General features: G+C 72.4%; 21 protein-coding genes. 6 read left to right on the forward strand and 15 right to left on the reverse strand.

Features of this window, described 5'->3' with window-relative positions:
- The first annotated feature begins 45 nt into the window (after window positions 1–45).
- From AMK22_RS15120 to AMK22_RS15135, 4 genes are all read left to right on the forward strand, one after another.
- A complete protein-coding gene (locus AMK22_RS15120; protein WP_073785232.1) occupies window positions 46–921 on the forward strand; it encodes an alpha/beta fold hydrolase in 876 nt (291 codons plus the stop codon).
- Between the two features lie 3 nt (window positions 922–924).
- Complete coding sequence (gene hcaB, locus AMK22_RS15125; protein WP_073785234.1) at window positions 925–1,797, forward strand: 3-(cis-5,6-dihydroxycyclohexa-1,3-dien-1-yl)propanoate dehydrogenase; 873 nt, start codon at window positions 925–927, stop codon at window positions 1,795–1,797.
- Window positions 1,798–1,893: 96 nt separating this feature from the next.
- On the forward strand, window positions 1,894–3,468 hold the full coding sequence (locus AMK22_RS15130) for an acyl-CoA synthetase (RefSeq protein ID WP_073785236.1): 1,575 nt from the start codon (window positions 1,894–1,896) through the stop codon (window positions 3,466–3,468).
- Between the two features lie 229 nt (window positions 3,469–3,697).
- Complete coding sequence (locus AMK22_RS15135) at window positions 3,698–4,246, forward strand: GNAT family N-acetyltransferase (RefSeq protein ID WP_073785238.1); 549 nt, start codon at window positions 3,698–3,700, stop codon at window positions 4,244–4,246.
- Between the two features lie 214 nt (window positions 4,247–4,460).
- Here the strand turns inward: AMK22_RS15135 and AMK22_RS15140 are convergent, their stop codons facing one another.
- The 14 genes from AMK22_RS15140 to AMK22_RS15205 all read right to left on the reverse strand — a co-directional run bounded on the left by AMK22_RS15140 (window position 4,461) and on the right by AMK22_RS15205 (window position 18,536).
- On the reverse strand, window positions 4,461–5,273 hold the full coding sequence (locus AMK22_RS15140; RefSeq protein WP_073785240.1) for a sirohydrochlorin chelatase: 813 nt from the start codon (window positions 5,271–5,273) through the stop codon (window positions 4,461–4,463).
- An 8-nt stretch (window positions 5,274–5,281) separates the two neighbouring features.
- Entirely contained in the window at window positions 5,282–6,160 is an 879-nt protein-coding gene (locus tag AMK22_RS15145; RefSeq protein ID WP_073785242.1) for an ABC transporter permease, read from the reverse strand.
- The gene (locus AMK22_RS15150) at window positions 6,147–6,935 is read right to left on the reverse strand and encodes an ABC transporter ATP-binding protein (RefSeq protein ID WP_073785244.1); all 789 of its coding nucleotides are present in this window, start codon (window positions 6,933–6,935) and stop codon (window positions 6,147–6,149) included. The genes AMK22_RS15145 and AMK22_RS15150 overlap by 14 nt, the downstream gene beginning before the upstream one ends.
- 74 nt (window positions 6,936–7,009) lie before the next feature.
- Complete coding sequence (locus AMK22_RS15155; RefSeq protein WP_073785246.1) at window positions 7,010–8,125, reverse strand: aliphatic sulfonate ABC transporter substrate-binding protein; 1,116 nt, start codon at window positions 8,123–8,125, stop codon at window positions 7,010–7,012.
- Window positions 8,126–8,488: 363 nt separating this feature from the next.
- Window positions 8,489–9,826, reverse strand: a complete 1,338-nt coding sequence (locus tag AMK22_RS15165; protein ID WP_073785250.1) for a sulfate adenylyltransferase subunit 1 — start codon at window positions 9,824–9,826, stop codon at window positions 8,489–8,491.
- The gene (gene cysD, locus AMK22_RS15170) at window positions 9,827–10,762 is read right to left on the reverse strand and encodes a sulfate adenylyltransferase subunit CysD (RefSeq protein ID WP_073785252.1); all 936 of its coding nucleotides are present in this window, start codon (window positions 10,760–10,762) and stop codon (window positions 9,827–9,829) included. It lies immediately after the preceding gene.
- Complete coding sequence (gene cysC, locus AMK22_RS15175) at window positions 10,759–11,304, reverse strand: adenylyl-sulfate kinase (protein WP_073785254.1); 546 nt, start codon at window positions 11,302–11,304, stop codon at window positions 10,759–10,761. The genes cysD and cysC overlap by 4 nt, the downstream gene beginning before the upstream one ends.
- 95 nt (window positions 11,305–11,399) lie before the next feature.
- Entirely contained in the window at window positions 11,400–12,164 is a 765-nt protein-coding gene (locus tag AMK22_RS15180) for a phosphoadenylyl-sulfate reductase (RefSeq protein ID WP_242433981.1), read from the reverse strand.
- Window positions 12,161–12,340 (reverse strand): hypothetical protein, encoded by a 180-nt coding sequence (locus tag AMK22_RS15185; RefSeq protein ID WP_073785256.1) that lies wholly within the window; start codon window positions 12,338–12,340, stop codon window positions 12,161–12,163. Before AMK22_RS15185 ends, AMK22_RS15180 begins: the two co-directional genes overlap by 4 nt.
- Complete coding sequence (locus AMK22_RS15190) at window positions 12,337–14,034, reverse strand: nitrite/sulfite reductase (RefSeq protein WP_073785258.1); 1,698 nt, start codon at window positions 14,032–14,034, stop codon at window positions 12,337–12,339. The genes AMK22_RS15185 and AMK22_RS15190 overlap by 4 nt, the downstream gene beginning before the upstream one ends.
- A 143-nt stretch (window positions 14,035–14,177) precedes the next feature.
- Window positions 14,178–14,261: a putative leader peptide gene (locus tag AMK22_RS42045; RefSeq protein ID WP_310739661.1), complete on the reverse strand. Its 84-nt coding sequence runs from the start codon at window positions 14,259–14,261 to the stop codon at window positions 14,178–14,180.
- Window positions 14,262–14,467: 206 nt separating this feature from the next.
- On the reverse strand, window positions 14,468–15,094 hold the full coding sequence (locus AMK22_RS15195; RefSeq protein ID WP_073785260.1) for a GNAT family N-acetyltransferase: 627 nt from the start codon (window positions 15,092–15,094) through the stop codon (window positions 14,468–14,470).
- A 180-nt stretch (window positions 15,095–15,274) separates the two neighbouring features.
- Window positions 15,275–16,558 (reverse strand): helix-turn-helix domain-containing protein, encoded by a 1,284-nt coding sequence (locus AMK22_RS15200; protein WP_073785262.1) that lies wholly within the window; start codon window positions 16,556–16,558, stop codon window positions 15,275–15,277.
- A gap of 340 nt (window positions 16,559–16,898) precedes the next feature.
- Complete coding sequence (locus AMK22_RS15205; protein WP_073785264.1) at window positions 16,899–18,536, reverse strand: acyl-CoA dehydrogenase family protein; 1,638 nt, start codon at window positions 18,534–18,536, stop codon at window positions 16,899–16,901.
- 17 nt (window positions 18,537–18,553) lie between these two features.
- Between AMK22_RS15205 and AMK22_RS15210 the strand changes: the two genes are divergently transcribed.
- Entirely contained in the window at window positions 18,554–19,711 is a 1,158-nt protein-coding gene (locus AMK22_RS15210) for a YihY/virulence factor BrkB family protein (RefSeq protein WP_073785266.1), read from the forward strand.
- Between the two features lie 62 nt (window positions 19,712–19,773).
- Entirely contained in the window at window positions 19,774–20,466 is a 693-nt protein-coding gene (locus AMK22_RS15215; RefSeq protein WP_073785268.1) for a helix-turn-helix domain-containing protein, read from the forward strand.
- 204 nt (window positions 20,467–20,670) lie between these two features.
- Here AMK22_RS15215 and AMK22_RS15220 read toward each other — a convergent pair whose 3' ends face one another.
- Complete coding sequence (locus AMK22_RS15220) at window positions 20,671–21,063, reverse strand: VOC family protein (RefSeq protein WP_073785270.1); 393 nt, start codon at window positions 21,061–21,063, stop codon at window positions 20,671–20,673.
- Between the last annotated feature and the right edge of the window lie 82 nt (window positions 21,064–21,145).

A 21,145-nucleotide genomic window follows, 5' to 3' on the forward strand; every position in this document is an offset into this window, starting at 1 on the left:
CCGGCAAGCCCACCCCCGCCGGCCCCGCATCCCCGTGGAGTTCCCGTGACGTCCGTCCGCACCCCCGACGCCGTAGAGCCCGAGATCACCGAGCACACCGTCCAGACGTCCCTGGGCACGATCTCGGTCGGTGAGGCCGGGCAGGGCCCCGTCCTGGTCATGCTGCACGGCGGCGGCCCGGGCGCCACCGGTCTCGCCAACTACCGGCAGAACCTCCCCGCGCTCGCCCCGCACCACCGGATCCTCCTGCCCGACCAGCCGGGCTTCGGCGGCAGCTACCGGCCGTCCGAGGCGGATCTGGACGCCCGCTCCATCACCGAGATCACCGTGGACGCGCTTCTCCAGGCCCTCGACGCCCTCGGCGTCGAACGGTTCCACCTGCTGGGCAACAGCCTCGGCGGCGCGGCCGCGATCGCCACCGCCCTCGCGGCGCCCGAGCGGGTCGAGAAGCTGGTCCTGATGGCGCCCGGCGGCGGCTGGCTGCCGTTCGGCCCGACTCCCACCGAGGGCCAGAAGGCGATGTTCCGCTACTACAACGGCGAGGGCCCGACCGTGAAGAAGATGCGGGACTTCATCCGCGTCATGACGGCCGAGCCCAAGCGCTGGGAGGACACGGTCCAGGCCCGGTACGAGGCCTCCCTCGACGCGAGCCACATCGAGTTCTACCACCGCTACAACGCGGCCTTCGGCAAGCGGCACGGCATGGACCCGCTCTGGCGCGACGTGCACCGGATCAAGGCTCCGACGCTGCTGCTCTGGGGACGTGACGACCGCACCATCACCCTCGACGGCGCCCAGCTCATGCTCAAGCAGATCCGCGACGTCCAGCTGCACGTGTTCGGAGGCTGCGGCCACTGGGTGCAGCTGGAGCGGCAGGCCGAGTTCGAGCGGCTCGTCAACGACTTCCTCCAGGAGCGCTGAGCCATGACCACCCCGGCACACCCCGCCACCACGGAACCGTCCGCCGGCTGGCTCGACGGCGACGTCGCCCTGATCACCGGTGGCGCCGGCGGCCTCGGGCGCGCCGTCGCGCTGCGGTACCTCGCCGAGGGCGCCGGTGTCGCGGTGCTCGACCGGGACGCCGAGCAGCTGGAGGTACTGGTCGAGGCCGCGGGCGAACACGCCGACCGGGTGCTCGCCGTCACCGGTGACGTACGCTCGACGCAGGACCTGCACGCGGCGGTCGCCGCCACCGTCGAGCGGTTCGGGAAGCTCGACGTCCTGGTTCCCAACGCCGGGATCTGGGACTACCACCGCAGTCTCACGCGGCTCACGGGCGAGGAGCTGGCGGAGGCGTTCGACGAGGTCTTCGCCGTCAACGTCAAGGGCTATCTGCTCGCCGTGGAGGCGGCCTGGCGCGAGCTGGTAGCGACCCGGGGCAGCATCGTCATGACTCTCTCCAACTCCTCCTTCCACACCAACGGCGGCGGCCCCGTCTACACGGCGAGCAAGCACGCCTGCCTCGGCCTGGTCCGGGAGTTCGCCTACGAACTCGCCCCCAGGGTCCGGGTCAACGGTGTCGCCTGCGGCGGCATGCGCACGCAGCTGCGGGGCCCGGAGAGCCTCGGTCTCGACGAGCGCAGGATCGAGGACTCGTTCGCCCGCGCCGAGGCGGCGGGCGAACGCCCGAACGTGCCGCTGTACGAGGCGAGCGTGGAGCCGGAGGACTTCACCGGGACGTACGTCCTTTTGGCTTCCCGCCGCAACAGCGGCAACATCACCGGGGCCGTGGTCCCCGTGGACGGCGGCATCGCCGTACGCGGCTTCCGCACCGCGGCCGGCGGCGCCGGTCTCTGACCGGTCGCCCCCGTTTCCCCGACCGCCTCAGCCCCACCGACACAGCTCTCCCCTCCACCGCCACAGCCGACAGTCACCGAAGGAGCCGCTCGGGTCATGGTCGACATCAGTCCTGCTGCCGCCGTGCAGCGCAGAGCGCGGTACGACTCAGCCGCACCCGCTCTCGTCTACGAGGGCCGGACCATCACGGCCGGCACCCTCGCCGCGACCACGGGCAGGCTCGCCGCCGGGCTCGCCGCCCTCGGCGTGCGGCGCGGCGACCGCGTGGCGTTCCTGGGTCTCAACAGCGCGACGCTGCTGGAGACCCTGCTGGCAGCCACCCATATCGGCGCGGTGTTCGTGCCGGTCAACCACCGGCTGGCCGCCGACGAGGTACGGCACATCCTCGCCGACTCGGGAACACACACGCTGATCGCCGAGGAGAGCCACCGGTCCCTGGCGGAGTCGATCCTCTCCGAGGTCCCGGTCCGCCGGCCGGTCCTCGTCGACACCGATCCGGCCTGCCCCGCGGCCCCCGCCCCGCCCGCGGTGTGGACCCCGCTGTCCGAGGTGCTCTCCACCGACACGACGCCGCAGCCCGCGGTCCCGGTGCGGGACGACGACCTGGCCGCGCTGATGTACACGTCGGGGACCACCGGTCGGCCCAAGGGGGTCATGCTCACCCACGGCAATCTGTGGTGGAACGCGGTGAACGTCGACACCATGGTCGACACCCGGCCCGACGACGTGAACCTGGCCGTGGCCCCGCTCTTCCACATCGGCGGGCTCAACGCCCTCACGCTGCGCACGCTGACCCGCGGCGGTGTCGTCGTCGTACGCCGCCACTTCGAGCCCGAGCAGTGCCTGGCCGACCTGGTGGCGCACCGGGTCACCAGCGTCTTCGCGGTCCCGGCGATGTTCGCGGCGCTGAGCCGCGCAGCGGGGTTCAAGGAGGCCGATCTGTCCGCGCTGCGCGCGGTGATCGTGGCGGGCGCCGCCGTGCCGCCCCAGCTCATCCGGGACTACGCGGAGTCGCACGGTGTGCTGCTGCAGCAGGCCTGGGGCCTGACCGAGACGGCGCCGTTCGCCACGTATCTGCCCGCCGCGCGCACCCTGGAGAAGACCGGGTCCGCCGGTCTGCCCATGCCGTACACCGATGTCTGCCTGATGGTCCCGGGCCGGAGCACCGTCATCGAGGAGCCGCATGTGCGCGGCGAGATCTGCGTGCGCGGCCCGAACGTCGTGGCCGGCTACTGGAACAACCACCGGGCGACCCGGGAGGCGTTCGACGACGCGGGCTGGTTCCACAGCGGCGATGTCGGATACCGCGACGAGGACGGCCACTACTACGTCGTCGACCGGCTCAAGGACATGATCATCAGCGGTGGCGAGAACGTCTATCCCGCCGAGGTCGAGCGGGTGCTGAGCGCCTTCCCCGGAGTCCACGAGGTGGCGGTCGTCGGCATCCCCCACCCGAAGTGGGGCGAGACCGTCGTCGCCGTCCTCACCTGCGATCCGGGGGTCGAACCGACCCTCCAGGAGGTGCGCGACTTCGGTTCCGGCCGGCTCGCCCGCTACAAGCTGCCCACCCGCCTGGTCCTCGCCCCCGAACTGCCGCGCAACGCGAGCGGCAAGCTGATCAAGAGCCGGGTACGGGACATCGTGACCGACACCGGGCCGACCACCGGCTGACCGCCCCGACCGGCCCGACCGGCCCGGCCGCTCTCCGTCGGGCCGTCGGGCCGTCGGGCCGCCCGTCCTCCCGGGCCGACGGCCGTCCCCACCGGGCGGCGCGAACCCTCCGGCCGAGGGCCGGGCGGCCGTTCCCCGGCCCCGTCCGCCGCACGCTCCGGTCCCCGGACCGATCGCAGTCCCCGTCCCACCGCCTGCCGGGATCCCCCCTCACGAAGGGTTGCCGCCCATGACGCTCACCACCGTCGGCCACCACCCGCTGCCCGTGCCGGCCCTCCCCGGCCACGTCTGCGGATGGACCCTGCGCCCTGCCGGGTCCGCTCCCGCCACCGGGGCCACCGTCCCGTTCGGCACGGATCCGGCGGGCGCCGTCCGCACCTGCACGGCGAACAGCGGCCACGACGGCGGACCGGTCGTCCGCGTGACGATCCACCGGGTGCTGCACCATCCGCTGCGCGGCTGCTACCCGGTCGGCGCGCACGACCTGCTGCTGGAGCTCGACATCACGGAGCCGCGGAACCCGGCGACCGGCGACGGCCGGGACACCGCGGGGCTGCTCCGCTCCCTGGTCGCGGCCCTCTTCGCGGCCGATCCGTCCTGCCGCCGCATCACGGCGGCCCCGCCCGTCGAGGACACCGCCGCCCGGGAGCGTTACGCCGCCGGTGGCTTCCGCCCGGTGGCCGAGGCCGATGTGCGCGAAGGAACCGTGGTGCTGATGGTGGTCGAGCCAACGCAGGTCACCACGATCGACACGGCCCTCTCCGCCATGCCGCACTGACCTGCCGCGCAGGCCGTGAAACGTGCGCGCCGGGGGCGGCGGCCCGCAGGCCGTCCGTCCGACGGCCGGACGGCGTGGGGGTGCGTGCGGATGCCGTCCGATCGGGCCGACGGTGCCCGGTCGCGGGGCCGCCCGATCGGACCGAGCACGTCCGGTCGCGGGGCGGTCCGGTCGGACCGGGAGCGTCCGGGCGCGGAGACCGTCCCGGAACGGGTTACGCGCTGAGCGTGCCCGTCCGCGCGAACCCGGCCACGTGCCCGACCGGCGCCGCCGCTCGCGCGGCCGGTGCGCGGGCCTCGTCGTAGCGGTGCAGCAGCAGGCTGGCCAACTCCTGCGCCGGGCCCAGGACGTCGGCCAGCACGTCCGCGCCGGTCGCGCCCGCCGCTATCCGGTCGGGGAGCCGGCCGGGGGCGACGACGTACGGGGCCACCGCCACCCGCCGCACCCCCTCGGCCCGCAGGGCCCGCACCGCGTCCTCGGTGCGGGGGAACCCTGCGGCAGATGTGGCGGAGGCGAACGCAGGCCGCACGGCGCACCAACCGGTGTGCCGCAGCTCCCGCGCGATTTCAGCGATCACTGCGATCGCCTCCGGGTCGGTGGAGCCCGCCGAGGCCAGGACGAGCCCGGTCGAGGCGCGGTCGCCGGGGCGGACCCCGGCTTCGCGCAGCCGACGTTCCAGCGCCGCGTTCAGCAGCGGCGACGGGCCGAGCACCTCGGCCTGACGGACGCGCAGCCGGGGCAGCCGGGTCCGGGCCTCGTGCAGCACCGTGGGGATGTCGGACTTGGCGTGGAAGGCCCGGGTCAGCAGCAGCGGCAGCGCGACGACGTCGACGGTGTCACCGGCGTCCTGCGCCGCCAGGCGTTCCAACACCCTGGGTACGGACGGGGCGTTGAAGTCCAGGAAGCCGGTCTCCACACGCAGCCCCGGCCGCAGCGACCGCACCCGCGCGGTGAGCGCGTGCACGGTCGCCCCGTGCCGCGGGTCGCGGCTGCCGTGGGCGATGACGAGGAGTACCGGGGCGGACATGGCGCGGCTCAGTTCTTGACGAGGAGACCGCGGCCGCGCAGCACCCGCCGCTCCAGCGGACTGAAGATCAGCAGGTCGATCGCGATGCCGACGAACAGGATCAGGATGATGGCGAGGAAGATGCCGGGCATGTCCGCGTTGTTGCGGCCGTTCTCCAGCAACTGCCCGAGCCCCAGGCCCAGATCGGGCGAGGAGGCGATGATCTCGGCGGCCATCAGCGAGCGCCAGGAGAACGCCCAGCCCTGCTTGAGACCGGCGAGGTAACCCGGAAGCGCCGCGGGCAGCACGATGTGCCGGGTCCCGCGCAGTCCCGTCGCGCCCAGCGTGCGGCCCGCCCTGAGGAACAGCGGCGGCACCTGGTCGACACCCGACACCAGGCCGTTGGCGACCGAGGGCACCGCGCCCAGCAGGATCACCGCGTACATCATCCGGTCGTTCAGGCCGAGCCAGATCACGGCGGGCGCCACCCAGGCGACCGACGGCAGGGACTGCAGCCCGGACAGGATCGGGCCGATCGCCGCCCGCACGGGCTTGACCCGGGCCACCAGCAGGCCCAGCGGCGTACCGATCGCCACGGCCAGCAGGAAGCCGAGCAGACCGCGCGAGACGCTGGTCCAGATGACGTCCAGGAGCGTTCCCTGGAGCCACATGTCGGTCGCGCTCCGCCAGACCGCTGCCGGTGAGGGAAGCTTGTAGTCGTCGGTGACCCGGGCCCGGACGAGGAGCTGCCAGACGACGAGCACCAGGGCCACGGCCAGCAGCGGCGGCAGGACCTTGCGCAGCAGCACCTCGCGCACGGGCGTGCGGCGCTCCTGCACGGCGTCCAGGGCGTCGAGTCCGGCCTCCAGGCCCGCCAGGTCGTCGGGCTTGGTGTCAGTGCTGGCCATGGCGGCGGATCTCCCCACGCAGTTGTTCGGTGATCTCGACGGACAGTTCCGCGACCGCGTTGTCCTCGATGCGGCGCGGCTGCTCGATGCCGACGGTCCACTCGCGGGCGATCCGGCCGGGGCGGGAGGACAGCAGGACGACCCGCTGGGCGAGCCGCACCGCCTCGCGCACGTTGTGGGTGACGAAGAGGACCGAGACGTTCGTCTCCCGCCAGATCCGGGTCAGTTCGTCGTGCAGGACGTCCCTGGTGATGGCGTCGAGCGCGGCGAACGGCTCGTCCATCAGCAGCAGTTGACTGTCCTGGGCGAGGGCGCGGGCCATCGCCACGCGCTGTCGCATGCCGCCCGAGAGCTCGTGCACGCGCTTCTTGTACGCCCCGCCGAGCCGGACGAGTCCGAGCAGCCGCTCCGCCTCCGACCGCCGCTCCGACTTGGGCACGCCGCGCAGCCGCAGCGCGAGTTCGACGTTGCGGCCTGCGGTCAGCCACGGGAACAGGGCGTGCTCCTGGAACATCAGGGCCGGCCGCCCGCCGGGGGTCTCGATGGACCCGGTCGTCGGGCGGTCGAGCCCGGCCACCAGGTTGAGCAGCGTCGACTTTCCGCACCCGGAGGCCCCCAGGAGGGTGACGAACTCGCCGGGCGCCACATCGAGCGAGATGTCGTCCAGGACGAGTTGCGGTCCCTCGGGTCCGCCGAAGGACTTGGACACGTGCGAGATGCGGGCGGCGTGCCCGACCGCGGTACGGTCCTCGGCCCTGGTGAGCGTGGTCGCCATGGTCGTCACCTCCTGGGGATCTGAATCCGGGTCCCGGGGGTGGGACCCGGGTTCGGGTTCGGTTTCGGGCGGGGCTACTTGACGCCGAGACCGGCGTCGGAGACCTCGGGCCTGCCCGCGGCCTTCAGGACCTTGTTCAGCGGCTCCAGGTCGTAGATGCCGTTCAGGTCGGGCTTCTCCAGCAGCCCGGCCTTCACCGCGTGCTCCGCCTGCGCGTCGAGCGTGGCGGCCAGCGGGTCGTCGGTGATCTGGATGGACTTCCACGCCGGGTCGAGGATCTCGGCGGGCAGCGGCTTGCCGGTCAGCTTCTCCAGCGCGGCGTTCGCGGACGCCTTCGCCCTGTCCGGGTCGGCGTTGATCCACTCGTTGGTCTTCACCGAGCCGCGCAGCACCGCCTCGACGACGTCCGGGTGCTCGGTGAGAAACTTCTGCGACACGATGATGTTGGTGATCACGAACTTGTCGTCCGGCCACAGCGACGACTCGTCGAGCAGCTCCTTCGCGCCCTCGGCGACGAGCTTGGACGCGGTGGGCTCGGGGACCCAGGCGCCGTCGATGGAACCGGACTTGAAGGCGTCCGGGGTCACCTTGTTGTCCGTGCGGACCACGGACACGTCGCCCTTGCCGCTCTGGGCGTCGACCTTCCAGCCCTTCTCGGAGATCCAGTTGAGGAAGGCCACGTCCTGGGTGTTGCCGAGCTGCGGGGTGGCGATCTTCCTGCCCTTGAGGTCGTCCAGGGTCCTGATCTTCTTCGGGTCGACGACCAGTTTGACCCCGCCGGAGGCCGAACCGCCGATGATCCGCAGGGACTTGCCCCTGGACTTGGTATATCCGTTGATGGACGGCGAGGGGCCGATGAAGCCGATGTCGATCGATCCGGCGTTCAGCGCCTCGATCTCGGACGGGCCCGCGTTGAACTGCGAGGTCTTGAGCGCGGTGCCGCCCAGTTCCTTCTGGAACAGGCCCTCCTGGTCGCCCACCAGGGCGGTGGCGTGCGTGAGGTTGGGGAAGTAGCCGATCCGTACGGTGTCCACGGAGAGCTTCTTCGCGCCGGCGGCGAAGGCCGGTTTCTTCGTGTCGTCGGCCTTCGCCGCGGAGCCGTAGCCGCAGCCGGTGAGCGCGACGGCGAGCAGCGGCAGGGCGGTGACAGCGGCCAGTCGGTGGCGCGCGGAGGTGCGGAGGGCAGGCACGGGAGGCGTTCCTCTCGTCGGCCCGGCGCTCACGTCCCTCGGAATCCAGGGGGACGCGGCCGGGAGTCGGCGGGTCTTCGTCTGAGCCGGCTGAACCGGATGAATCGGCCGTACGCGCGGACGAACCGGTTGTGCGCGCGGTGCGCGCGCGGGCACGGCCGGTGCGCGCGGGGGCGTGAGCGGTGGGCGTACGTCATCGGGCGCATCGCGCACACCGCTCGCACCGCGCACATCGTGCGACCCCGCCCTGACCACTGCCGAGGGCGCCGCTGCCGACGCGGCCGCCCTCCTTCGCGAACGTGGCGTAGACGTCCGCGAACACGGAGCGGACGTCACCGGACACGGTGCGGACGTCGATGCCCATCAGAAGTCCCATTCGGCGTCGTCGGCGGCGTCCTCGGCCCCGGCGCCGGACGCGGCGGCGAACGAGGCGCCCGCCATCCCGGCCGTCAGCGTCGTGCCGTCCGCCGGGTCGATCAGCAGGAAGGAGCCGGTGCGCCGGGAGTGCGCGTACGCGTCGAGGGCGAGCGGCTCCGCCGTGCGGATCACGACCCGGCCGATGTCGTTGGCGACGAGGCGACCCGGCGCCGGGTGCTGGGAGAGGTCGTCCAGGGCCAGGCGGGAGGGGATGTCCTTGACGATCGCCTTCACCGTGCGGGTGGTGTGCTTGAGCAGCACCCGCTGTCCGACGGCGAGCGGCCGGTCGGCGACGTGGCAGACGGTCGCCTCGACGTCCTGGGTCACCGCGGGAGCGTCGGCCGACGGGGCGATCAGGTCGCCGCGCGAGATGTCGATGTCGTCGGCCAGGCGCAGCGTCACGGACTGCGGAGCCCAGGCGATGTCCACGCTCTCGCCGAGCGCGTCGATGGCGCTGACGGTCGACGTACGGCCCGAGGGCAGCACGGTCACGGCCTCGCCGACACGGAACGCGCCCGCCGCTATCTGGCCCGCGTAACCCCGGTAGTCGGGGTGCTCGGCGGTCTGCGGCCGGATGACGTACTGCACCGGGAAGCGGGCGTGGCAGGCCGTGAGGTCATGGCTGACCGGCACCGTCTCCAGGTGCTCCAGCACGGTCGGCCCGCCGTACCAGTCCATGTGCGCGGACGGCTCCACCACGTTGTCACCGGCCAGCGCGGAGATCGGGATCGCGGTGATCTCCGGCACGCCCAGCGACGCGGCGTAGGCGGTGAACTCCTCGGCGATCGCGGCGAACACCGGCTCCGCGTAGTCGACCAGGTCCATCTTGTTCACGGCCAGTACCACGTGCGGCACCCGCAGCAGCGCGGCGACCGCGGCGTGGCGGCGGGTCTGCTCGACGACCCCGTTGCGGGCGTCGACCAGGACGACGGCCAGTTCGGCCGTCGAGGCGCCCGTCACCATGTTCCGGGTGTACTGCACATGCCCCGGGGTGTCGGCCAGGATGAACCGGCGGCGCGGCGTCGCGAAGTAGCGGTACGCCACGTCGATGGTGATGCCCTGCTCGCGCTCGGCCCGCAGCCCGTCGGTCAGCAGCGCCAGGTCGGGGGCCTGCTGGCCGCGGTTGCGGGAGGCGTGCTCGACGGCCTCCAACTGGTCGGCCAGGACCGACTTGGAGTCGTGCAGCAGACGTCCGACGAGGGTGGACTTGCCGTCGTCGACGGACCCGGCGGTGGCGAACCGCAGCAGGGTGGTGGCCGACAACTGGTCGCTGGTGATGGTCATCTAGAAGTACCCCTCGCGCTTGCGGTCTTCCATCGCGGCCTCGGACAGCTTGTCGTCGGCGCGCGTCGCGCCCCGTTCGGTGAGCCGGGAGGCGGCGATCTCGGCGATCACGGCGTCGAGCGTGACGGCGTCGGAGTCGACCGCGCCGGTGCACGACATGTCGCCGACCGTGCGGTAGCGGACCTGACGGGTCTCGACCCGCTCGCCCTCCTTGGGCCCGCCCCAGTCGCCCGCGGTCAGCCACATCCCGGACCGGCTGAAGACCTCGCGCTCGTGCGCGAAGTAGATCTCCGGCAGCTCGATGCCCTCCCGGGCGATGTACTGCCAGACGTCCAGCTCGGTCCAGTTGGAGAGGGGGAAGACCCGGACGTGCTCGCCGGGGGCGTGCCGGCCGTTGTACAGCTGCCACAGCTCGGGGCGCTGGCGGCGCGGGTCCCACTGGGAGAACTCGTCGCGCAGCGAGAACACCCGCTCCTTCGCGCGCGCCTTCTCCTCGTCGCGGCGCCCGCCGCCGAACACCGCGTCGAAACGGTTCTGCTGGATGGCCTCGGTCAGTGGCACCGTCTGGAGCGGGTTGCGGGTGCCGTCCGGGCGCTCGCGCAGCTTCCCGGCGTCGATGTACTCCTGCACCGAGGCGACGTGCAGCCGCAGCCCGTGCCGGGCCACGGTGCGGTCGCGGTACTCCAGCACCTCGGGGAAGTTGTGCCCGGTGTCGACGTGCAGCAGCGCGAACGGCACCGGCGCGGGCGCGAACGCCTTGAGCGCCAGGTGCAGCATCACGATGGAGTCCTTGCCGCCGGAGAACAGGACCACCGGCCGCTCGAACTCGCCCGCCACCTCACGGAAGATGTGCACCGCCTCCGACTCCAGGGAGTCCAGGTGGCTGAGCGCGTACGGGCTGTCGGTGCCCTCCGACACGTTCGCGACGGCTCTCATGCCGCACCCCTCTCGCTCAGCAGCGCGTACAGCCGCGCCGCGGACTCCTGCACGGTCTGCCGGTGCGACTCGATCCGCAGGTCCGGGGACTCGGGCTCCTCGTACGGGTCGTCGACCCCCGTCAGCCCGCTGATCTCGCCCGCCGCCTGCTTGGCGTAGAGGCCCTTCACATCGCGCTGCGAGCAGACCTCGACCGGCGTCGCGACGTGCACCTCCAGGTACGGGGTGCCCTCCGCCTGGTGCCGCTTTCGCACCGCGTCCCGGCTGTCCGCGTACGGGGCGATGACCGGGACCAGTACCTTCACCCCGTTGGCCGCCAGCAGCTCCGCGACGAAGCCGATCCGCTGCACGTTGGTGTGGCGGTCCTCGCGGGAGAAGCCGAGACCGGCGGAGAGGAATTCCCGGATCTCGTCCCCGTCGAGGACCTCCACACGGTGGCCCTCGCCACGCAGCCGCCCGGCGAGCTCGTACGCGATGGTGGTCTTGCCCGCGCTCGGCAGACCGGTGAGCCAGATGGTGGCTCCCGTCTCCGTCACGCTCATCGAAGTCTCCCGATCAGTCGTCATCAGTCGTTCCTCGGCCGGCCGTCCCGCAGCCGTCGTCCGTCGCCCCTCGGCGGGTCCTTCGCCGCCCGTCATCAGCCGTGCAGCCCGCACTCGGTCTTGCCCCGGCCGGACCAGCGCCCGGCTCGGGCGTCCTCGCCCGCCAGCACCCTGCGCGTGCAGGGCGCGCAGCCGACGGAGGCGTAGCCGTCCATCAGCAACGGGTTGGTGAGGACGCCGTGCTCCGCCACGTACGCGTCGACGTCGTCCTGCGTCCAGCGGGCGATCGGGGAGATCTTGACCTTCCGCCGCCTCTCGTCCCAGCCGACCACCGGGGTGTTCGCCCGGGTGGGGGACTCGTCGCGGCGCAGCCCGGTCGCCCAGGCCGTGTATTCGCTCAGGCCCTCCTGGAGGGGCTGGACCTTGCGCAGCCGGCAGCACAGGTCGGGGTCGCGGTCGTGCAGCCCCGGCCCGTACTCGGCGTCCTGCTCGGCCACCGTGCGGCGCGGGGTGAGCGTGATGACGTTGACGTCCATCACCGCCTCGACCGCGTCGCGGGTGCCGATGGTCTCGGGGAAGTGGTAGCCCGTGTCGAGGAACACCACGTCGACGCCGGGACGGACGCGCGAGGCGAGGTGGGCGACGACCGCGTCCTCCATCGAGGAGGTGACGCAGAACCTCTCGCCGAAGGTGTCGGCGGCCCACTTCAGGATCTCCGGCGCGGAGGCGTCCTCCAGCTCCCGGCCCGCCCGCTCGGCCAGGAGCCTGAGGCCCCCGGTCCCGGGGTCACCGTTCCCGGCGTCGCGGGCGTCGGCGAAGTCTCCGTCCTCAACACCCGCACTCGGCTGACTAAGCGTCATATCGCCTCTCCTTCACCGTCGTTGCGCTGAAGACCCCGGGTCAGCAGGCCCAGGAACCTGAGCTGGAACGCGCGGTTGCAGGAGGCGCATTCCCAGGCGCCGTGCCCGGTCCCGTGCGGGCGCAGGTCCTCGTCGCCGCAGTACGGGCAGTGGAACGGCGCGGCACGTCCGCTCATGACAGCGACTCCGCGCTCGCCCGCGCCGCCCAGGCGGCGAACCGCTCGCCTTCCTCGCGCTCCTCCCGGAAACGGACGAGCACGCGCTCGACGTAGTCGGGCAGTTCGTCCGAAGTGACCTTCAGGCCGCGGACCTTGCGGCCGAACCCGGCCTCCAGGCCGAGGGCGCCGCCGAGGTGCACCTGGTAGCCCTCCACCTGGTTGCCGTCGGCGTCCAGCACCAGCTGGCCCTTGAGACCGATGTCCGCGGTCTGGATGCGGGCGCAGGCGTTGGGGCAGCCGTTGATGTTGATGGTGAGCGGTTCGTCGAAGTCCGGGAGCCTGCGCTCCAGTTCGTCGATCAGCGAGGCGCCGCGCGCCTTCGTCTCGACGATCGCCAGCTTGCAGAACTCGATGCCGGTGCAGGCCATCGTGCCGCGCCGGAACGGTGACGGCTTCACCTGGAAGTCCAGCGCCTCCAGCCCGGCGACCAGCGAGTCCACCCGGTCCTCGGCCACGTCGAGGACGAGCATCTTCTGCTCGACGGTGGTGCGCAACCGGTCCGAACCATGGGCGGCGGCCAGGTCCGCGACCTTGGCCAGGGTGGAACCGTCCACGCGGCCGACCCGGGGGGCGAAGCCGACGTAGAAGCGGCCGTCCCGCTGCCGGTGCACCCCGACGTGGTCGCGCCAGCGGCTGCTGGGCTGCTCGGGTGCGGGCCCGTCGATCAGCGGACGCTTCAGGTACTCGTCCTCCAGCACCTGGCGGAACTTCGTGGGGCCCCAGTCGGCCATCAGGAACTTCAGCCGGGCGCGGTTGCGCAGCCGCCGGTAGCCGTAGTCGCGGAAGATGCCGACGACCCCGGCCCAGACGTCGGCGACCTCGTCGAGCGGCACCCAGGCGCCCAGCCGTTCGGCGAGCCGGGGGCTGGTGGAGAGCCCGCCGCCGACCCACACGTCGAAGCCCGGACCGTGCTCGGGATGGACCACACCGACGAACGCGATGTCGTTGATCTCGTGCACCACGTCCTGCACCGGCGAACCGGAGATCGCGGTCTTGAACTTGCGCGGCAGGTTGGAGAATTCCTTGTTGCCGATGTAGCGGTCGTGGATCTCGTCGACCGCCGGGGTGCCGTCGATGATCTCGTCGTCGGCGATGCCCGCCACGGGGGACCCGATGATCACGCGGGGGCAGTCGCCGCACGCCTCGGTGGTGGAGAGCCCCACGGCCTCCAGCTTCTCCCAGATCGCGGGGACGTCCTCGATGCGGATCCAGTGCAGCTGGACGTTCTGCCGGTCGGTGATGTCCGCGGTGCCGCGGGCGTATTCCTGCGAGATCTCACCGATCACTCGCAGCTGTGCGGTGGTCAGCCGGCCGCCGTCGATCCTGACCCGCAGCATGAAGTACCGGTCGTCCAGCTCCTCCGGCTCCAGGATCGCCGTCTTGCCGCCGTCGATCCCGGGCTTGCGCTGGGTGTACAGACCCCACCAACGCATGCGCCCGCGCAGGTCGTTGGGGTCGATCGAGTCGAATCCGCGCTTGGCGTAGATCGTCTCAATGCGTGTCCGCACATTGAGACCGTCGTCTTCCTTCTTGAACTGCTCGTTGCCGTTGAGCGGCGTGTGGTGCCCCACGGCCCACTGACCCTCGCCACGGTGGCGTCCGGCCTTGCGGCGGGCCGTGGTGGTCGCGGGCTGATCCGGGGTGGCGGCCATGACAGTACGTCCTTCGGGACTGCAGGAGGGCGGCTCTGAACCGCACACTCGCATCGAGGCGCGGCGGTGCGCGGGGAATCACAGAGGAGAAGAGAAAAGGGGAGAACAGGGAGAACAGGGAGAACGCGGAGGTGCTGGGACTCTCAGCTCGCCGGACAGATGGCGCTGGACATGCGGCCGAGGTCGACGTGGCGTCGACTCACCAAGGCGATTCCAGTTCCGGGCATGATGGCAGCCTGGCACGCCTTTCTCGGGCCAGTCCACTACCGTCCATGATGCGGACGTGAAAGTCCTGCGATACGAGACGGCGTGCCCCCGGTGCGGTAGTGCACGCGAGGTGTTAGGGCCGTGATGGACCCGATCGCCCACCCGCGCGGGCACCGTGCCGTCGTGCCACCGCCCCGCCGCCGATTCCGTCGTCGCCCGCCGTCCGTTACCGCTGCGCGCCCGGCCACGGACCGGGGGTGTCCACCACGGGCTCCCGCTCCACCTTCGTGTCGAACAGCCGGAATCCCCGCCGCAGATAGTTGTCCATGGCGTGCGGACCGTCCTTGGAACACGTGTGCAGCCACACCCGCTTCGTCGGCGTCCGCTCCGGCCAGCGCTCCGCGAGGTCCCAGGCGCGGGCGACCCCGTACGAGAGCAGGTGACCGCCGATGCGGCGCCCCCGGAAGGCGGGTATCAGCCCGAAGTACATGATCTCGACCACGCCGTCGTCCTGCGGGTCCAGTTCGATGTATCCGGCGGGGGTGCCGTTCTCGTACGCCACCCAGGTCTCCGCCCCGGGACGCTCCAGGGCCTGCTGCCACTGCGCGTACGTCATCGGGAGCCGGTCCGTCCACCGGATGTCGCCGCCGACCGCCGTGTACAGGAACCGGCTGAACTCGGGCAGCGGCACCTCGGACCGCACGATCCGCACATCGCCCTCGGGGAGCGCGGCGGGGCGCAGGTCGTCCGGGGAGGTCTGCTCCAGGGACCAGATGGTCACCTCGTCGGTGGCGGGGGAGACACCGGAGTCTGCGGGGCCGTCGGTGGCGGCGGGGCGTGCGGGGTTGTTCATGGCTGCCAGGGAACCATGCCGGACGCCTCGCGCCCAAGCCGGTCCCGCCCGTCCCTGCCCGGGCCGCACGCCCGCCCCCGCTCACGTCGTACGGTGCGCCCCCGGGCCCTACGCCCCCGGCCCCGGCCGTGACACCCGCCCCGGCCCGGAACCCGGACCGTGCGCACGGCCCGGCACCACTCACGCCGTGCGGGCCCTGACCACCACCGGCGCCGTCGAGCGCGGCAGCAGATCGGCCGGCTGTTCCGGATGGATCACCTCCACCTCGACCCCCTCGCCGAAGCGGTACGGGCGGTGCGCCAGGACCTCCACGAGATGGCGGCGGATCCGGGAGATCTCCGCCCGTACCGTCACCGTCCGGGTCGCGTCGCCGAAGATGTCCTCCGCCAGTTCGGAGGCCGTACGGCCCTCGCGGTGCAATGCCAGCGCGTACAGCAGCTCCGCGTGGCGCGGCGACAGCCGCTGCGTCCAGGTGTCCACCGCGCCCACCACGCTGACCGAGAGCCCGTGCGGCCGGCTCAGGTCCAGCACCACCCGTCGGCGCGGCCCGTCCCCCGGTCCTTCCGTCGCCCGCACCAGCCAGCCCCCGGGCAGCGGCTCCGCCTCGCACATGCCGAGCGACGGCAGCCAGATCCGGCCCGGCCGCATCGACTTGGGCAGCGGCAGCCGCTCCACCGGAGGCATCCCGGTCACCGCCGCCAGCCACCCGTGGGTGTCCACCGCCACGGCCCGGCCGCCCAGTCGGCACAGCAACGGCGCCGCCACCGAACGCAGCCGGTCGATCGCCCGCAGATGCCGGTTCCTGAGCTCGCTCTCCGCCAGCCTGGCCACCGAACCGACCAGGGCCAGCGAGGTCGGATGGAAGGTGGACGCCGGGCCGCTCATGTCGACGATCCCCATCAGCCGGCCGTCCCTCGGATCGCGGACCGGGGCCGCCGCGCACGTCCACTTGTGCAGACGGCGCACGAAGTGTTCCGAGGAATGGACCTGGACCGGCGCGCGCGAGACGAGCGCCGTACCGATCGCGTTCGTCCCCGTGCTCTCCTCCGCCCAGGCGGCGCCCTCCGCCAGACAGATGCTGTCCGCCCGGCGCAGCACGCCCGGGTTGCCCCGGCGCCACAGCACCCGGCCCTCCACGTCGGTGACCACCACGATCTGCTGGGCGGCGTCCGCGAGCGACACCAGGCTCTCGTTCAGCAGCGGCATCACCTCGTTCAGCGCCGACGTCCGGCGCCGGCGCTCGACCTCGTCCGTTTCCAGCAGCACGCTCTCCGTGGACTGGTCCGGATCCAGGCCGCTGCGCAGCACCCGGTCCCACGAGGCGCCGATCTCGGCGCGGAGCGCGGTCGGCGGGCCCTCGCCCCCCGACTTCCTCTCCCCGGAACGGCGGATCCGGCGCGGGGGCTGGGCCGGCCGCGGGACGGCAGGTCGCCTCACCTCGGCAGCGCTTGTCTCCACTCTCATTCCCCCAGTCGCCAGAGCGGCCCGATGGCCCGCCGGCCCATCCTGCCCCGACAGGGGGCCCGATAGCGCGCACTCCACACAATGGTTGCAACCCTTTGCAACTCTGGCGAGGGGGTGCGGGTCCGTACGAGAGTGACGGAACACCGTGCGGCGGCGCCTGTGCACCGCCGGTCGGTGTGCACAGCATGGGGGGTGGTGCCGTGTCGGCGCAGCACCACCCCCCGTCGCTGCGCCCGCACGCGCCACCTCCCACGTACGCGTGAACCGGGCACCCGACTCGCGCGTTTCACCCCCGTCGCCGGGGCACCCGCGCACGGCCCCGCGGCCCCGCCCGGGACGGCTACCGATCGACCGGACGGGCCCGTTCCACCACCGCCGCCAGATCGAGACTGTGCGGCAGCGTCCCGAAGGCCGAGCCCCGGTCCCCGCCCAGCCGTGACGCGCAGTACGCGTCGGCGACCTCCGGCGGCGCCCAGCGCACCAGCAGCGAACCCTGGAGCACCGTCGCCATCCGCTCCACCAGCCGACGGGCCCGGGCCTCGATCCCCTCCAGGTCGGCCAGCTCCGTCAGCATGCCCTTGATCGCCCTGTCCAGCCGGTGATCCGCGCCGCGCGCCCGGCCGACCTCCTGGAGGAAGGCGTTCAGCGCCGACGGCTCGCGCCGCAGCGCCCGCAGCACATCGAGCGCCTGAACGTTCCCCGAGCCCTCCCAGATCGAGTTGAGCGGCGCCTCCCGCAGCAGCCGCGGCATCCCGGACTCCTCCACGTACCCGTTGCCGCCCAGGCACTCCAGCGCCTCGGCCACCATCGGCGTGCACTGCTTCGTCACCCAGTACTTCGCCGCGGGCACGGCGATCCGCAGGAACGCCCGTTCGCCCTCGGTGTCCGCGTCGTACGCCGCGGCCAGCCGCACGGCCAGCACCGTCGCCGCCTCCGACTCCAGCGCCAGATCGGCCAGCACGTTGCGCATCAGCGGCTTCTCGATCAGCGGCCCGCCGAACACGCCGCGGTACGTGCAGTGGTGGATCGCCTGCGCCGCCGCCTGCCGCATCAGAGCCGCCGAACCGGTCACGCAGTCCAGCCGGGTCGCCGCCACCATCTCCATGATGGTCCGCAGCCCGCGGCCCTCCTCGCCGACCCGGCGCGCCCACGTGCCGTCGAACTCGACCTCGGCCGACGCGTTCGACCGGTTGCCCAGCTTGTCCTTCAGTCGCTGGATCGCGAAGGGGTTGCGGGTGCCGTCCGGCAGCACCCGGGGCAGCAGGAAGCAGGTCGGGCCGCCCGGTGCCTGCGCCAGCACCAGGAAGGCGTCGGACATCGGCGCCGAGCAGAACCACTTGTGTCCGGTGAGCAGGTACTCGCCCGCCGCCGACAGCGGCTGCGCCCGGGTCGTGCTGGAGCGCACGTCCGTGCCGCCCTGCTTCTCCGTCATGCCCATCCCGAAGAGCACCCCTGCCTTCTCCCCGGGCGGCCGCAGCCCCTCCTCGTACACCGTCGACGTCAGCAGCGGCTCCCACTCCCGGGCCAGTGCCGGATCGGTGCGCAGCGCGGGAACCGCCGCGTGCGTCATCGACAGGGGACAGCCGTGGCCCGCCTCGGCCTGCGTCCACACCAGGAAGCCGGCCGCCCGCCGCACATGACCGCCGGGCCTGCCCCACGCGTCGGTCAGACCGGCGCCGACCGCGTGCCCCAGCAGCCGGTGCCAGGCCGGGTGGAACTCGACCTCGTCGATGCGGTTCCCGTACCGGTCGTGGGAACGCAGCACCGGCGGATTCCCGTCCGCCTGCGCGCCCCACGCCTGCGCCTGCGCGGAACCGGCGGCCCTGCCCAGCTCACCGAGTTCGGTCAGGGCCGCGGCGGACGGCTCGGCCGGCAGATGACGCCGTACCGCCTCGGAAAGCGCGAGATCCGCCGCGAAGACGTCATAGCCGACCAGCGGCGGTACCTGGTTGGTCACGGTGTGGGTGGTGGGTGCCATGCCGATACGGTAAAGACGTGCAGGCAGCGAATGAAACACCCGAACGGCCGGCGGGGCGGCTCCACCGGGTCCGAGCCCTCTACCGCAACGTGTCCAAGCGGAAGCTGGCCTGGCACTTGCTCAAGGACACCGTCAACTCGTGCATGGAGTACCGCATCCTGGGACTCGCGGCGGAGGCGGCGTTCTTCACCCTGCTGTCCCTGCCCCCGCTGCTCCTCGGGCTGATCGGACTGCTCGGCTACGTCGACGAGTGGACCAGCACCACGACGGTCGCCTCGATCGAGCGCAACATCCTCAACGCCGCGCACACGGTGCTCAGCGAGCGGGGCGTGAACGAGTTCGCCAAGCCGCTGCTGTCGGACGTCACCACCGGTGCCCGGCCCGACGTCATCTCGATCGGCTTCGCGATCGCGCTCTGGTCGGGCTCCCGCGCGGTCAACGTCTTCATCGACACGATCACGGTGATGTACGGGCTCGACGGCCAGCGCGGCATCGTCAAGACCCGGCTGCTCGCCTTCCTGCTCTATGTGATCGCGCTGCTGCTGGGAGCCGTCGTGCTGCCGCTGCTCGTGGTGGGCCCGGACCGGGTCGTGGAGCTGGTGCCGTGGGGCACCGAACTCATAAGCATCCTGTACTGGCCCCTGGTGGTCCTGCTGTCGATCGCCTTCCTGACGACGCTCTACCACGTGTCCGTGCCGGTCCGTTCGCCGTGGAAGGAGGACGTGCCGGGAGCGCTGGTGGCGTTCGTGATGTGGGTGCTCGGCAGCTTCCTGCTGCGGATCTACCTCACCAGCGCGGTCGAGGGCCCCACGATCTACGGATCGCTGGCGGCGCCGATCGCGGTCCTGCTGTGGATCGGCGTCTCCGCGTTCGCGGTGCTGGTCGGGGCGGCGGTCAACGCCGCCATCGACCGGGTGTGGCCCTCGCTGGCGACGGCCGCAGCACGCGCGGCCAACGACCGGGTCCGGGCGGCCCAGGCGGCCGAACTGGTCGCGCGGGCGCGGGCGGAGGGCAGCGGCGAGGGGGACGACGGCGAGGACGACGACTGCGCCTACATGCCGTCCGAGTTCCCGGAACGCTGGTCGCGGTTTTTGCCGCCGGAGGACGTGAAGTCGCGGCTGCAGCCGGGCCGCGACAAGGACCCGGACAAACCGGCCGGACCGCCCGAGGACTGAGGCGGCCCGGGAGCGGCGCGGGAGAAGCCGCGTGGAGGGGACGGTCGTACGAGGAGAGGACGTTGTACGAGGAACGGGCGTCGAGGTTCGACGGCGCGACCCTCTGGACCCTGCGCGTGCCGGAGGGCTCCGCGCATCCGGTGCTGCCCGACGGATGCATGGACCTGCTCTGGATCGGCGGCCGGCTGCTCGTCGCGGGCCCCGACACCCATGCCCACGTGCCGGACGGTGTGAAGGGCGGCCGGTACGCCGGAATCCGTTTCGCTCCCGGTACGGCCCCCGCCCTGCTCGGCGTACCGGCGCACGAACTGCGCGACCGCCGGGTCGGCCTCGCGGATCTCTGGCCGAGCGCGCTGGTCCGCGACCTCACCGAACGCGTTGCCGAAGCCCTCGATCCGGCCGCCGCGCTGGAGGCGATCGCCCTGCGCCGGGCCGCGGACACCGCGCCTCCGGACCCCCTCATGCGATCCGTCGCCGCGCACCTGGGCGAGGGCCGGTCCGTCGCGGACACCGCGCGGTCGGCCGGCCTGGGCGCCCGCCGACTGCACCGCCGTTCGCTCGCGGCCTTCGGCTACGGACCCAAGACGCTCGCACGGATCCTGCGGCTGCGGCGCGCCCTCGCCCTCGTCCGCTCCGGAACCCCGTACGCCGAGGCTGCGGTCATGGCGGGCTGCACCGACCAGGCCCACCTCGCGCGGGAGATGCGGGACCTGACCGGCACCACCCTGACCGCGCATCTGAGGGCCGGCCCGTAGTCCCCGGCGGCGACCGACGACAGCCGCGGCACCTCGTCGCGTTCGTCGGAAAACCCGCATACGTCCCGCATACGTCCCGAGTGCGGGCGCCCTTTCGCCCTGCGACGCACCACATCCGACGCCGCGTGCCGATCCACCACGGACGACGGGACGGCCCTCGGCCCGGGCGTGACGGGACCGGCGCTCCCGCGCCCACCCCCGGCCTCAGTCGCGGTCGGCGAACAACGACACCGCGCAGCCGTCCGGGTCGAGGACCATCGCGTACCGCTGCCCCCACACCGCGTCCCACGGCTTCAGATGCCCCCGGTACCCGGCACCCGTCAGGTCCTCGTACACCGCGTCCACCTCCGCCGCGCCGTCGCAGCGGAAGGCGAGCCCGAGACGCTCACCGCCGCTCGGCGCCGTCCAACCGGGGTCGAACGACCGGACGACGTCCTCGGTGTCCCACAGCAGGCGCTGCCCGCCCGGCAGTGCCACCTCGACATGGGGTGCGGAATCCGCGTCGGCGGGGATGTCGAGCCCGAGCCTGCGGTAGAAGGCGAGCGAAGCGGCCAGATCCGCGGTGATGATGCCGATCGTGTCCATGTGTGGAGTCATGCCCCGACCGTAGGCCCGGCACCGCGCCGGGTCTTGTACGAAACGGACACGTCCGGGCCGCCGGCACCGGCCCGGACGGTAA

The sequence above is a fragment of the Streptomyces sp. CB01580 genome, assembly GCF_001905795.1.
Lineage (GTDB): Bacteria > Actinomycetota > Actinomycetes > Streptomycetales > Streptomycetaceae > Streptomyces.